We start from the raw sequence: 12756 nt of genomic DNA, 5'->3' as shown, positions 1-12756 counted from the left end.
TACCGTGGATTTGGGCGATCCATACCGAGCATCACGATTGCCTGCAACAAAAAATATCGACCGTTCATCGCCGTTCTTGAGCGCCAGCGTCATTGGCCACCCCCTTCCAGATCGAGCGGGAGTTTCAGTTGCTCTCGCAGATGGGCGACGTGCTGATACGCGCCTGGCTTGTCGTAGCGCCAGTGGGCCAAACGACGGCCGCATTCGCTGACCTGCTGTTGGCGAGCTTTCAGAGCCTGGCGGGCATACCTGTACCGAGCTTCGCGGAATGCCATGATGAGGTCGGCTTTCAGACCAACCACGCGGTCACTGTTGCGCGACAGCGCCAGCAAGAAGAACGCTTGATCCTCATTCAGCAGGGCGAAGCGTTCCGGTCTACCTCCAGCAGTCCTAGCCAAGGGTTTCTCCGTTTGAAATGGAACAACCCCGAACTCTTCGAACTTGGCCAAGTAGCGGTCGATCAGCGCTATGGAGTTTTTGTGCTTGTTGTCCAACTGTTCAGCCAGCAGGCGGCTATCCACACGTGACTCACCGTTGTACTGGGTCAGGGTAATGGGAGGCTTCTCGTTGGTAGGCTCAGCCAGTGGCATGGTCGTCTTTTTCATGCTGCCACCTGCTGGCGCTGCTTCAAGTGTGAGCACAGCATGTCCAACATGGCGCTGGCGCGGCGGCGTTCGCCGGCAGGAAGGGTGTATCGGGTCACGGTGCAAGGTTCACCCCAGTGATTCGGCACGCGCTCGAGCTGGCGCTGGAACTTCAGGCCATAGCTGTTGGCCAAGCTGCTGATGGTCAATTGCAAGCAGTGGTCGCCCATGCGCTCAGCCTCAGAGCGTTGCAAGCTGCCATCATTGAGCATGTACGCCAGCACTCGGGCGATCTTGCTCGGCGGCTTGCTGGAGGTAATATCGCCTTGCGACTGGCTGCGTTTCTCTTCGGGGATCGTGGCCTTTTTCATTTAGGCAGCCTCACGGCTTTCAGCAATGCGCTCTTCGCACCAAGCCAGCACTTCGGATCCGATCCAGACCACGGACTTAGGGCCAAAGGTGACTTGAGAGGGGAAGGTGTCTGCGGCGATGCGGCGGTAGATTTCTGTGCAGGACAGGCCGGTGATTGACTCAACGTCCCAGCGCTTGATAAAGCGGCGTGCTGGGGGAGTGGTAGTGTTAGCCATCGTCTGCGCCTCCTTGGGCGGTTTTGGTAATCGACGATGAAAATGCTGGCAGGGAAAATGCGCAGTTAAAATTGTTGGGCGGCGCCGGATATTCTGTTATCCGGTCGGGCATGTGATTTATTTTTTGGTTTTTCTCTTGCTGGGGCGCCCTGGGCGCTTCGCAAATGGCGGTGCCGCATCTTTTGATATCCAGCGTGCTAGCGTCTTGTCGTCCTGTGGAAGCTTCCCCATCGGCTCCGTTTCGGCCAGGCGCCTAATCGTGTGGACCATATCCGTGGTTCGGTGATTAGCGAAGTCTTCATGGAGCCAAAGTTGCTGCGCACGATCAGCGACAACTTTTCTGGTTGCTCTCTTGGCTTCATTGAAAATTTCTACGTTGGTGATCGTGCGCCTCTTGGCTTTTGGCGTATCGGGCTTGGGCGACTCGATTAGCTGGATAGCTTCGGCTCGGGCTTTGCGGAGTTGGTCATTTTCAATTGTGAGTACTTTGACCATTTTGGCTAGAGAGGCTTTCTCGGTGGCTTCTGCCGCCTTTTCAGCATTGGAAACCTCCAGCAGCCCAAGTAAACGCTCTATTTCCGCGTCCCGTTCGTCGTCCTGGCGTATTACTAAATGCCGCTCAATGCGGATATTCAGCTTGCGAAGTTCAGCGCGCGCCGCTTCCGGGTCTTGATCCTCAAGTCGTGGCTGGATTGGGCTGACAGTTGCGCCTTTCGATGCGCGTGAGCGTATGGCTATTTCCCGGGCCACCTCTGGTTGCCCCGCTGCGTACTCGCGTTGACGAGCCAGCCACTCTCGGTTGACGGCGACATAGGCAGACTCAACTACGCCAATTTCGGTTTCGATGAGGACGGACGCATACTTACTCACAGCCAGGTTCAGGTAAGCGCCAAGTTGCCTATAAGTGATAGCGAAGCCAGGGATGCTGTTCCCGTATTTTGAACTGGTGATGGTTTCGCGGTTGAACTCGGCGTGAGGATCGGCGGAGTTAATGGTTTTGGCTATGCCTTTTAGCACTTCCGGGGATTCGCGCCTGAGCGAGGCAATAGCGCCTTCAAGCGATACGTATTCTCCATTTGGAATCATTCGTCAGTTCCGTCCGCTCATTCTTTGGGAGGCGGTCTGGAAGGAAGCCGCCTGGCTGGAACACCTGATGGATAGTCAGTCTGTATGAATATCCAGCGATGGGGAGATGTTACCAGCAGGAACCAGCAATAACCAAGAGCGTGAGGCTGTGGATAACTCTCAGGCGTGGCGTTTGATGCTCACCACGTCCGCGCCAGCGCACAGGGCATCTATTGAGTCGGCCTAGGCTTGCATCATTTCCCGACGTTGCGCCAAGTAATGTGCGTGGTTATAGGTGTCGCGGATCGAGTCTTGATCGCCGTGCGCCAGTTGCCGCTCAATCCAATCGCGGTTGTGACCCCGGCTGTTGAGGTTGGTGCTCAAAAGGTGGCGGAAGCTATGGCCGGTCTGGCGTCCCTCATAACCCATCGTGGAAAGCGCCTTGTTGACCGTGTTCTCACTCATTGGTCTGGCCCGGTTATTGCGGCCAGGGAAGGTGAGGGGGTAAGTGCTTGTCAGCTCATAAAGCGTGCGCAGCAGCACCACGGCCTGACGTGGTAGCGGGATGATGTGAAGGCGCCGTGCCTTCATCCGTGCTGCTAGGATCGTCCAGGTCGCGGAATCCAGGTCGAATTCATCTCAGGGCGCCAGTCGCAGCTCACTGGGGCGCACTGCTGTGAGCAGTAGCAGGCGAATCGCGATCTTGCTGGTGATATCGCACTGAGCGGCCTCCAGCTTCTCCAGCAGCTCGGGCAGCTTAGGTTCTGATACATGCGGATGGTGGCGAGTGCTTGGGGCGTGCGCAGCTACCACGTCCAGGTCGGTGGCGGGGTTGCCGGGTACCATACCCTTGGCGAGGCCGAAGCGGAATATCTGGCTCAGCCACTGGCGAACTCTGCGGGCGACGTTGAATGCCTCGCGCCGCTCGATCTTGCGCACTAAGTCCACCAGTTCAGGGCGCTGGACCTCGGTAGCAGGCCGGTTACCAGTCACTGGGAAAATGTCCGACTCCAAGTATTGCAATGCCTTCGACGCGGTGGCCGGCGCCGACCGTGGCTGGTTGTAGGCGTACCACTCCCGTGCCAGCGATTCGACCGTCAGGGCCTGAATCGCAGCCGCTACCTTTTCCTGCTGTTTATAGGCGCTTGGGTCTACGCCCTGCGCCAGCAGCTTCTGTGCGGCATCACGGCGTTCTCGGGCATTGGCGAGCGTGACTGAGGGTTATGCGCCCACGGCGAACATCTTCGCCTTGCCTTTAAATCGGTAGCGGACGCGCCACAGCTTCCTGCCGGTCGTCGTGACCTCAAGGCAAAAACCGTGAGCGTCAGGCAGGCGGTACAGCTTATCGCGGGGTTTGGCGGCGCGGATGGCAGTGTCGGTGAGCGCCACGGCGATTCCCTTGCAGTTCACTGAGCACGCTGGAATGCGATCAGTGTGTGAGTAGAATTCTGGACCGAACTCGGTCTACCCACAAAACTACTCGCATAACTTCGGGCTTACAAGTGAACCACTGGGAACGATAGGCACAAAAAAACCGGCTCAGTGGCCGGTTTCTCTGGTGTTCCGGGTCTGGTAGGGACCGCTTGGAACTATATGATGGTGCCCCGAGGGAGACTCGAACTCCCACTCCTTTCGAAAACGGATTTTGAATCCGCCGCGTCTACCAATTCCGCCATCAGGGCTTGTGGCGCCGCAGTATAGTGAGGGTCTTCGAGTCGGTCAATCGGCTTTCATGGTCAATTTTCATGCATTGGGCTAAACTTCCCGGCCCTGCCAAACCGAACACGATCATGCGCGTCGCCGATTTTTCCTTCGAACTCCCCGATTCCCTCATCGCCCGTCATCCCCTGGCCGAGCGCCACGGCAGTCGTTTGCTGGTCCTCGACGGGCCGAGCGGCGAGCTGGCGCACCGGCGTTTCACCGACTTGCTCGAGTACCTGCGCCCGGGCGACCTGATGGTGTTCAACAACACTCGGGTCATTCCGGCGCGGCTGTTCGGCCAGAAAGCCTCCGGCGGCAAGCTGGAAATGCTGATCGAGCGCGTGCTCGACAGCCACCGGGTGCTGGCCCATGTGCGCGCCAGCAAGGCGCTGAAGGTCGGGGCCACGGTGCTGATCGACGGCGGCGGCGAGGCCGAGATGGTGGCGCGCCACGAAACGCTGTTCGAATTGCGCTTCAGCGAAGAGGTGCTGCCGCTGCTTGACCGCGTCGGGCACATGCCGCTGCCGCCGTACATCGACCGTCCCGACGAGGGCGCCGACCGCGAGCGTTACCAGACCGTCTACGCCGAGCGCGCCGGGGCGGTGGCAGCGCCCACTGCCGGGCTGCACTTCGACGAGGCGTTGCTGGCGCAGATCGCCGCCAAGGGCGTGGAGCGCGCCTTCGTCACCTTGCATGTGGGCGCCGGCACCTTCCAGCCGGTGCGGGTCGACAAGATCGAAGACCACCACATGCATAAAGAATGGCTGGAGGTGAGTCAGGACGTGGTCGATGCCATCGACGCCTGCCGCGCCAGGGGCGGGCGGGTGATCGCGGTGGGGACCACCAGCGTGCGGTCGCTGGAAAGCGCGGCGCGCGATGGCGTGCTCAAGGCCTTCAGCGGCGATACCGACATCTTCATCTACCCTGGTCGGCCGTTCCATGTGGTCGATGCGCTGGTGACCAACTTCCATTTGCCCGAGTCCACGCTGCTGATGCTGGTCTCGGCCTTCGCCGGATACCCCGAGACCATGGCGGCCTACGCGGCGGCGGTCGAGCAGGGGTATCGCTTCTTCAGTTACGGTGATGCCATGTTCATCACCCGCAATCCGGCGCCGCGCGGCCCCGAGGATCAAGCATGAGTCGCACCTGTCGTATGTCCTTCGAACTGCTGGCCACCGACGGCAAGGCCCGTCGTGGTCGGCTGACCTTCCCCCGTGGCACCGTGGAAACCCCGGCGTTCATGCCGGTGGGCACCTACGGCACGGTCAAGGGCATGCTGCCGCGTGACATCGAGGCCATCGGTGCCGAGATCATCCTGGGCAACACCTTCCACCTCTGGCTGCGTCCGGGCACCGAGGTGATCAAGAAGCACAACGGCCTGCACGATTTCATGCAGTGGAAAGGCCCGATTCTCACCGACTCCGGCGGCTTCCAGGTGTTCAGCCTGGGTGCGATGCGCAAGATCAAGGAAGAGGGCGTGACCTTCGCCTCGCCGGTGGACGGTTCCAAGGTGTTCATGGGGCCGGAAGAGTCGATGCAGGTGCAGCGCGACTTGGGCTCGGACATCGTGATGATCTTCGACGAGTGCACGCCGTACCCGGCTGAGCATGACGTGGCGCGTACCTCCATGGAGCTGTCGCTGCGCTGGGCCCAGCGTTCGAAAAACGCCCACGGCGACAATACCGCCGCGCTGTTCGGCATCGTCCAGGGTGGCATGTACCAGGACCTGCGCATGCGTTCGCTGGAAGCGCTGGTCAACATCGACTTCGACGGCTTGGCCATTGGTGGCCTGTCGGTGGGTGAGCCCAAGCACGAGATGATCAAGGTGCTGGACTACCTGCCGGCGCAGATGCCTGCTGACAAACCTCGTTACCTTATGGGGGTAGGCAAACCGGAAGATCTGGTTGAGGGTGTGCGCCGCGGCGTCGACATGTTCGACTGCGTGATGCCCACGCGCAACGCGCGCAACGGTCATCTGTTCGTCGATACAGGGGTGATCAAGATCCGCAATGCGTTCCATCGCCACGATGACTCGCCGCTGGATCCGACCTGTGACTGCTACACCTGCAGCAACTTCTCCCGCGCCTATCTGCATCACCTGGACAAGTGCGGCGAAATGCTGAGCAGTATGCTCAATACCATCCACAACTTGCGCCATTACCAGCGCTTGATGGCCGGTTTACGCGAGGCTATTCAACAGGGTAAATTGGCCGCCTTTGTCGACGCCTTCTATGCCAAGCGCGGACTTCCCGTACCGCCTTTGGATTGACTGTTCGTACACAACACTAAATTAAGCAACTGGAGTGCTACATGAGCTTTCTGATTCCCGCCGCTTACGCGGACGCTGCAGCCCCGGCCGCCGGCCCCGCCGGTACCGGCTTCGAGTGGATCTTCCTGGTCGGCTTCCTGGTCATCTTCTACCTGATGATCTGGCGTCCTCAGGCCAAGCGCGCCAAGGAGCAGAAGAACCTGCTCGGTGCCCTGCAGAAAGGCGACGAAGTGGTCACCAACGGCGGTATCGCCGGCAAGATCGTCAAAGTATCGGATGATTTCGTGGTGCTGGAAGTGTCCGACACCGTCGAGCTGAAGTTCCAGAAGGGCGCCATCGCCGCGACCCTGCCGAAAGGTACGCTCAAGGCTATCTGAGTTACCGGTTTCATTTTTTCCAGTCGGGGCGCGCAACGCGCCCCGCGTCTTGAACGGGCGGCGTGATGCTGAACAAATACCCTCTGTGGAAATACCTGCTGATCCTGGTGGTACTGGCGGTCGGCTTTATTTATTCCGCTCCCAACCTCTACCCGGACGATCCGGCGGTGCAGATCAGCGGCGCAAGCTCGGCCCTGCACGTGAGCCAGGCCGACCTCGACCGCGCCACCAAGGCGCTGACCGATGCCGGTATTGCGGTCAAGGGCGGCAGCCTGGGCGAGAAGGGCAGTGCGCTGGTGCGCCTGACCAACCAGGAAGATCAACTGCCGGCCAAGGACGTGGTGCGCAAGGCATTGGGTGACGACTACGTCGTTGCGCTGAACCTGGCCCAGACCACCCCGCAATGGCTGCGCAACCTGGGCGCCAGCCCGATGAAGCTGGGCCTGGACCTCTCCGGTGGTGTGCACTTCCTGCTCGAAGTGGACATGGACAAGGCCATGAGCGCCCGGATGAAGGTCTACGACGGCGAGGTCAAGACCCTGCTGCGCAAAGAGCGCGTGCGCTACCGCAGCCTGCCTCAGCAGGACGGTGCCATTCTGCTCGGCTTCTCCGACGACGCCACTCGCGAACAGGCCCGTGCCCTGGTCCGCAAGAATTTCAGTGATTTCGATGTCACCACCACCGAGCGCAACGAGCTGTCGGTCCTGCGCCTGGCGCTGACGCCGGCCAAGGTCGCGGAAATCCGCGAGTACTCGGTCAAGCAGAACCTCACCACCGTGCGCAATCGGGTCAACGAGCTGGGTGTGGCCGAGCCGCTGGTCCAGCGTCAGGGCGGCAACCGCATCGTGGTCGAACTGCCAGGCGTGCAGGACACTGCCGAAGCCAAGCGTATCCTCGGCAAGACCGCCAACCTGGAGTTCCGCTTCGGCGCTGAGCCCGGCGCTTCGAAAGCCACTACCGAGGTGTTCGAGTTCCGCGACGGCAATCGTTCGGCGGCGGTCGAGCGCGGCCTGATCATCACCGGCGACCAGGTCACCGACGCCCAGGCCAGCTTCGACGAGCACGGTCGTCCACAGGTCAACATCCGCCTCGACGGTCACGGTGGCGAGCTGATGAGCCGCGCCACGCGCAGCAACGTCGGTCGCAGCATGGCGGTGATCTTCATCGAGCAGCGTCCGATGACCCGCTACGAGAAGCAGGTGGTCGATGGCGTCGAGAAAGACGTACCGATCCAGACCTTCAAGGAAGAGAAGAAGATCATTAGCCTGGCGACCATCCAGTCGCCGCTGGGTAGCCAGTTCCGCATCACCGGCCTGAACGGTCAGGGCGAGTCGTCCGAGCTGGCGCTGCTGCTGCGTGCCGGTGGTCTGGCTGCACCGATGTACTTCGCCGAAGAGCGGACCATCGGCCCGAGCCTGGGTGCCGACAACATCACCAAGGGTGTCGATGCGTCGCTGTGGGGCATGCTGTTCGTCTCGCTGTTCATCATCGCCATCTACCGCGGTTTCGGCGTGATCGCCACCGTCGCCCTGGCGGGCAACATGGTGCTGCTGCTGGCGCTGATGTCGCTGCTGGGGGCCACCCTGACGCTGCCGGGTATCGCCGGTATCGTGTTGACCATGGGTATGGCGGTGGACGCCAACGTGCTGATCTTCTCGCGTATCCGCGAGGAGCTCAAAGCCGGCATGTCGGTGCAGCGCGCCATCCATGAAGGTTTCAACCGCGCCTATACCGCGATCATCGACGCCAACCTGACCAGCCTGCTGGTCGGCGGCATCCTGTTCGCCATGGGTACCGGCCCGGTCAAGGGCTTCGCGGTCACCATGTCCCTCGGGATTTTCACCTCGATGTTCACCGCCGTCATGGTGACCCGCGCAATGGTCAACCTGACCTGCGGCGGGCGTGACATCAAGAAGCTGTGGGTTTGAGGGAGCTGCGATGAAAACCATCAACTTCATGGGCGTGCGCAATGTCGCGTTCGCCATCACCATGCTCCTCACCGTGCTGGCGCTGTTCAGCTGGTGGCAGAAGGGCCTGAACTTCGGCCTGGACTTCACCGGCGGCACGCTGATCGAGCTGACCTACGAACGCCCGGCCGACCTCAAGGCGGTACGTGCCGAGCTGGTCGAGTCCGGTTTCCATGAGGCCGTGGTGCAGAGTTTCGGCGCCACCACCGACCTGCTGGTGCGTATGCCTGGCGACGACCCGCAACTGGGTAATCGCGTGGCCAGCGCCCTGCAGAAACTTGGCGGCGACAACCCGGCGACCGTCAAGCGCGTCGAGTTCGTCGGCCCGCAGGTGGGTGAAGAGCTGCGCGACCAGGGTGGCCTCGGCATGCTTCTGGCCCTGGGCGGTATCCTCATCTACCTGGCGTTCCGCTTCCAATGGAAGTTCGCCGTGGGCGCCATCGTTTCGCTGATCCACGACGTGGTGGTGACCCTGGGCATCCTGTCGTTCTTCCAGATCACCTTCGACCTGACGGTGCTGGCAGCGGTGCTGGCGATCATCGGCTACTCGCTCAACGACACCATCGTCGTGTTCGACCGGGTGCGCGAGAACTTCCGGGTGATGCGCAAGGCTTCGTTGATCGAGAACATCAACGTCTCGACCACCCAGACCCTGCTGCGCACCATCGCTACCTCGGTGTCGACCCTGCTGGCCATCGCCGCCTTGCTGTTCTTCGGCGGCGACAACCTGTTCGGCTTCTCCCTGGCGCTGTTCATCGGCGTCATGGCCGGTACCTACTCGTCGATCTACATCGCCAACGTGGTGCTGATCTGGCTGAATCTGAACAGCGAAGACCTGATCCCGCCGGTCAAGGCCGAGGGTGCGGACGACCGTCCGTAAGTAATCTCCTACGCCGTTTGGCGTAACAAGAGGCGCGAGTGTTGAACTCGCGCCTTTTTTTTTGCTCCAAGGCAGGGAGAAGGCGGGCGTAGCCCCGTGAGTACGATCAGGAGAGTCCACGTGAACAAATCAATGCTGGTGGGTGCGGTTCTGGGTGCTGTCGGTGTCACTGCCGGAGGTGCTGTGGCGACCTACAGCTTGGTGAACAAAGGGCCTGAATACGCCCAGGTCACCGATGTGCAGCCGATCAAGCAACAGGTGAAGACGCCGCGCGAAGTGTGCAAGGACGTGACCGTGACCCGGCAGCGTCCGGTGCAGGACCAGCACCAGATCGCCGGTACGGTGGTGGGTGCGTTGGCGGGCGGCCTGCTGGGTAACCAGATCGGCGGCGGCAACGGCAAGAAGCTGGCCACCGTGGCCGGTGCAGTGGGCGGCGGCTATGCCGGCAACAAGGTGCAGGAAGGCATGCAGCAGCGTGACACCTACACCACCACGCAGACCCGCTGTAACACGGTCAATGACCTCAGCGACAAGGTGGTGGGCTATACGGTCAAGTACACCATCGGTGATCAGGCAGGTGTGGTGAAGATGGATCACGAGCCGGGTTCGACCATTCCGCTGGACAAGAATGGCAAGCTGGTGTTGAGTCAGGCGCAGCCTGGGCAGTGACGGCGGATCGCGTTCTTTTCAGGCGCAGTTGAATAAAAAAAAGCACCTCGAGAGGTGCTTTTTTTGTGCCGCCGAGATCGCCTCAGCGCTTCAGGTTTTCCGGCAGGTGCGGCTGGATCGCCGTCAGCACCGCCTTGAAGCACTTGATGTTGCCGGCAACGATGTGGCCTTTCTCGAGGAAGTCGTGGCCGCCATTGAAGTCGCTGACCAGGCCGCCCGCTTCTTGGATCAGCAGCACGCCGGCTGCCATGTCCCATTCCGACAGGCCCGACTCCCAGAAGGCGTCGAAACGACCGGCCGCTACGTAGGCCAGGTCCAGCGCAGCGGAACCGGCGCGGCGGATGCCGGCGGTCTGGCCGGTGAGGGCGCGGAACATGCCCAGGTAGTTGTCCAGGTCGGCCATCTGGTTGTCACGGAACGGGAAGCCGGTGCCGAGCAGGGCGCCTTCCAGGCTGGTGCGCGAGCTGACGCGCAGGCGACGGCCATTGAGCTGGGCGCCGCGACCGCGGCTGGCGGTGAATTCTTCCTGGCGCACAGGATCGACGATGACCGCGTGCTCAAGGCGACCGCGGTAGCGGCAGGCGATGCTGACCGAGAAGTGGGGAACGCCACGCAGGAAGTTGGTGGTGCCGTCCAGCGGATCGATGATCCACAGGTAGTCCTTGCCTTCCTCGCCGGTGCCGGCATGCAGGCCGGTTTCTTCGCCTTGGATCGAGTGGTTCGGATAAGCCTTGCGCAGGGCGTTGACGATGGTCTGCTCGGCGGCGCGATCGACCTCGGAGACGTAATCCTTGGCCTCTTTCTCGTCGACCTTGATGCTATCCAGGCGTTCGATGGAGCGGAAAATCAGTTCACTGGCGCTGCGAGCGGCGCGCAGGGCGATATTCAGCATAGGCTGCATGGGCGTTTCACCTGGAGATGTTAAAGAAGAAAGCCGCCTAGTCTATCAGAAAACTGTTCCGGCAGAAGGGTGACATGCACTTTCGTGGCGTTACGCCCCTCGCTTAGGTAACATCGCGGGCCTTGTCGTGTGCCTTCGTGAGCGTGTCACCGTGCTGCAGAATATTCGTGTCGTTCTGGTCAATACCAGCCACCCCGGCAACATCGGCGGCGCTGCGCGTGCCATGAAGAACATGGGCCTGTCGCGGCTGGTATTGGTGCAACCGAAGGTGTTTCCGTCCGATGAGGCTGCGGCGCGGGCCTCCGGGGCCGACGATGTGCTGGCGAGCACGCAGGTGGTCGACAGCCTCGAAGAAGCCCTGACCGGCTGTACCTTGGTCATGGGCACCAGCGCCCGTGAGCGCAGCATTCCCTGGCCGTTGATCGATCCCCGCGAGTGCGGTGCCAAGGCAGTGGCGCATGCCGCCGGCGGCGAGGAGATCGCTCTGGTGTTCGGGCGCGAGCATGCCGGGCTCACTAACGACGAGCTGCAGCGATGCCACTTCCATGTGCACATCGCCTCGAACCCCGATTTCAGCTCGCTGAACCTGGCGGCGGCCGTCCAGGTGCTTTCCTACGAAGTGCGCATGGCCTGGCTGGCCGCTCAGCAAGCGCCTTCGGCGGTCGAGGCGTTGGAGGTTGGCTCGCCGCCTAGCGACGACCTGGCCACCATGGACGAGATGGAGCGGTTCTACGAACACCTGGAAAAGACCCTGGTGGACATCGGCTTCCTCGACCCGGCGAAGCCCAAGCACCTGATGCCGCGTCTGCGCCGGTTGTATGGGCGCAGCTCGGTCAATCGTTCGGAAATGAGCATCTTGCGCGGCATCCTCACCGAGACCCAGAAGGTCGTCCGGGGTGACGCGCACAAGCGCAAGGACTAGACCCCATGTTCGACCGTCTGCGTGAAGACATCCAAAGCGTATTCCACCGCGACCCGGCCGCGCGCAACGCCTTCGAGGTGCTGACCTGCTATCCCGGTATGCATGCCATCTGGTTGCATCGCCTGGGCAACGCCCTGTGGCGCCGCGACTTCAAGTGGCTGGCGCGGCTGGTGTCGAACTTCGGGCGCTGGCTCACCGGGATCGAGATCCATCCAGGTGCAACCATCGGCCGACGCTTCTTCATCGATCACGGCATGGGGATCGTCATCGGCGAGACCGCCGAAATCGGCGACGACGTCACCTTGTACCAAGGGGTGACGCTCGGCGGCACCAGTTGGAATAAAGGCAAGCGCCATCCCACCCTGGAAAACGGGGTGGTGGTCGGGGCCGGCGCCAAGGTGCTCGGCCCATTCACTGTTGGCGCTGGAGCCAAGATCGGCTCCAATGCCGTGGTCACCAAGGCGGTGCCGGCGGGGGCGACCGCCGTGGGCATTCCCGGGCGCATCATCGTCAGGCAGCAGGACGATGAGGCGGGGGCGCGGCGCAAGGCCATGGCCGAGAAGATCGGCTTCGATGCCTACGGCGTCAGCGCCGACATGCCCGACCCGGTGGCCCGCGCCATCGACCAGATGCTCGATCACCTGCAGGCGGTCGACGAGCGCCTCGAAGGCATGTGCGGTGCGCTCACTCAGTTGGGCAGCGACTACAGCGCCAAGGCGCTGCCGGCACTGCCCGAGGAGGACTTTGCCGAGGTCAAGCCGGCGATCAAGAGCGACGCGGCGGCGCACTGATTCCGTCAACACAGGTCGGCGTATTGGCCAGGGGCGTGTGCTG

Annotated in this window: 13 protein-coding genes, 1 tRNA gene and 1 pseudogene; 8 read left to right on the top strand and 7 right to left on the bottom strand. The window is 61.7% G+C overall.

Going from position 1 to position 12756, the window contains the following annotated elements; genetic code table 11:
* Positions 1-89: 89 nt before the first annotated feature.
* The 6 genes and pseudogenes from ACK2SD_RS20305 to ACK2SD_RS20280 all read right to left on the bottom strand — a co-directional run bounded on the left by ACK2SD_RS20305 (position 90) and on the right by ACK2SD_RS20280 (position 3918).
* Complete coding sequence (locus tag ACK2SD_RS20305; protein ID WP_412460683.1) at positions 90-605, bottom strand: Rha family transcriptional regulator; 516 nt, start codon at positions 603-605, stop codon at positions 90-92.
* The gene (locus ACK2SD_RS20300) at positions 602-955 is read right to left on the bottom strand and encodes a hypothetical protein (protein ID WP_412460682.1); all 354 of its coding nucleotides are present in this window, start codon (positions 953-955) and stop codon (positions 602-604) included. Before ACK2SD_RS20300 ends, ACK2SD_RS20305 begins: the two co-directional genes overlap by 4 nt.
* A complete protein-coding gene (locus tag ACK2SD_RS20295; protein WP_412460681.1) occupies positions 956-1171 on the bottom strand; it encodes a helix-turn-helix transcriptional regulator in 216 nt (71 codons plus the stop codon).
* A 117-nt stretch (positions 1172-1288) separates the two neighbouring features.
* The gene (locus ACK2SD_RS20290; protein WP_412460680.1) at positions 1289-2257 is read right to left on the bottom strand and encodes a hypothetical protein; all 969 of its coding nucleotides are present in this window, start codon (positions 2255-2257) and stop codon (positions 1289-1291) included.
* Between the two features lie 159 nt (positions 2258-2416).
* Positions 2417-3625: pseudogene (locus ACK2SD_RS20285) on the bottom strand (tyrosine-type recombinase/integrase).
* 208 nt (positions 3626-3833) lie between these two features.
* A tRNA-Leu gene (locus ACK2SD_RS20280) sits at positions 3834-3918 on the bottom strand.
* 108 nt (positions 3919-4026) lie between these two features.
* Here ACK2SD_RS20280 and queA point away from each other — a divergent pair.
* The 6 genes from queA to ACK2SD_RS20250 all read left to right on the top strand — a co-directional run bounded on the left by queA (position 4027) and on the right by ACK2SD_RS20250 (position 10099).
* On the top strand, positions 4027-5076 hold the full coding sequence (queA, locus tag ACK2SD_RS20275) for a tRNA preQ1(34) S-adenosylmethionine ribosyltransferase-isomerase QueA (protein ID WP_295484556.1): 1050 nt from the start codon (positions 4027-4029) through the stop codon (positions 5074-5076).
* Between the two features lie 14 nt (positions 5077-5090).
* Positions 5091-6206, top strand: coding sequence for a tRNA guanosine(34) transglycosylase Tgt (gene tgt, locus ACK2SD_RS20270; protein ID WP_016393977.1), 1116 nt, complete (start codon positions 5091-5093; stop codon positions 6204-6206).
* 41 nt (positions 6207-6247) lie between these two features.
* Complete coding sequence (yajC, locus tag ACK2SD_RS20265) at positions 6248-6583, top strand: preprotein translocase subunit YajC (protein ID WP_029613662.1); 336 nt, start codon at positions 6248-6250, stop codon at positions 6581-6583.
* 65 nt (positions 6584-6648) lie between these two features.
* Positions 6649-8511: a protein translocase subunit SecD gene (gene secD, locus ACK2SD_RS20260; protein ID WP_412460679.1), complete on the top strand. Its 1863-nt coding sequence runs from the start codon at positions 6649-6651 to the stop codon at positions 8509-8511.
* A 10-nt stretch (positions 8512-8521) separates the two neighbouring features.
* On the top strand, positions 8522-9430 hold the full coding sequence (gene secF / locus ACK2SD_RS20255) for a protein translocase subunit SecF (RefSeq protein WP_039575437.1): 909 nt from the start codon (positions 8522-8524) through the stop codon (positions 9428-9430).
* 120 nt (positions 9431-9550) lie between these two features.
* Positions 9551-10099: a glycine zipper 2TM domain-containing protein gene (locus tag ACK2SD_RS20250; protein WP_029613660.1), complete on the top strand. Its 549-nt coding sequence runs from the start codon at positions 9551-9553 to the stop codon at positions 10097-10099.
* An 82-nt stretch (positions 10100-10181) separates the two neighbouring features.
* Here the strand turns inward: ACK2SD_RS20250 and suhB are convergent, their stop codons facing one another.
* Positions 10182-11000, bottom strand: coding sequence for an inositol-phosphate phosphatase (gene suhB / locus ACK2SD_RS20245; RefSeq protein ID WP_029613659.1), 819 nt, complete (start codon positions 10998-11000; stop codon positions 10182-10184).
* A 151-nt stretch (positions 11001-11151) separates the two neighbouring features.
* Between suhB and trmJ the strand changes: the two genes are divergently transcribed.
* Both trmJ and cysE read left to right on the top strand, forming a co-directional pair.
* The gene (trmJ, locus tag ACK2SD_RS20240) at positions 11152-11922 is read left to right on the top strand and encodes a tRNA (cytosine(32)/uridine(32)-2'-O)-methyltransferase TrmJ (protein WP_116887606.1); all 771 of its coding nucleotides are present in this window, start codon (positions 11152-11154) and stop codon (positions 11920-11922) included.
* A gap of 5 nt (positions 11923-11927) precedes the next feature.
* On the top strand, positions 11928-12713 hold the full coding sequence (cysE, locus tag ACK2SD_RS20235; RefSeq protein ID WP_039575444.1) for a serine O-acetyltransferase: 786 nt from the start codon (positions 11928-11930) through the stop codon (positions 12711-12713).
* Positions 12714-12756: the final 43 nt, after the last annotated feature.

Origin of the sequence: Pseudomonas sp. SC11, assembly GCF_047039205.1 — a bacterium.
Lineage (GTDB): Bacteria > Pseudomonadota > Gammaproteobacteria > Pseudomonadales > Pseudomonadaceae > Aquipseudomonas > Aquipseudomonas boreofloridensis.
The sequence above is the reverse complement of the archived record's forward strand: the minus strand, read 5'-3'. Positions and strand labels throughout refer to the sequence as shown.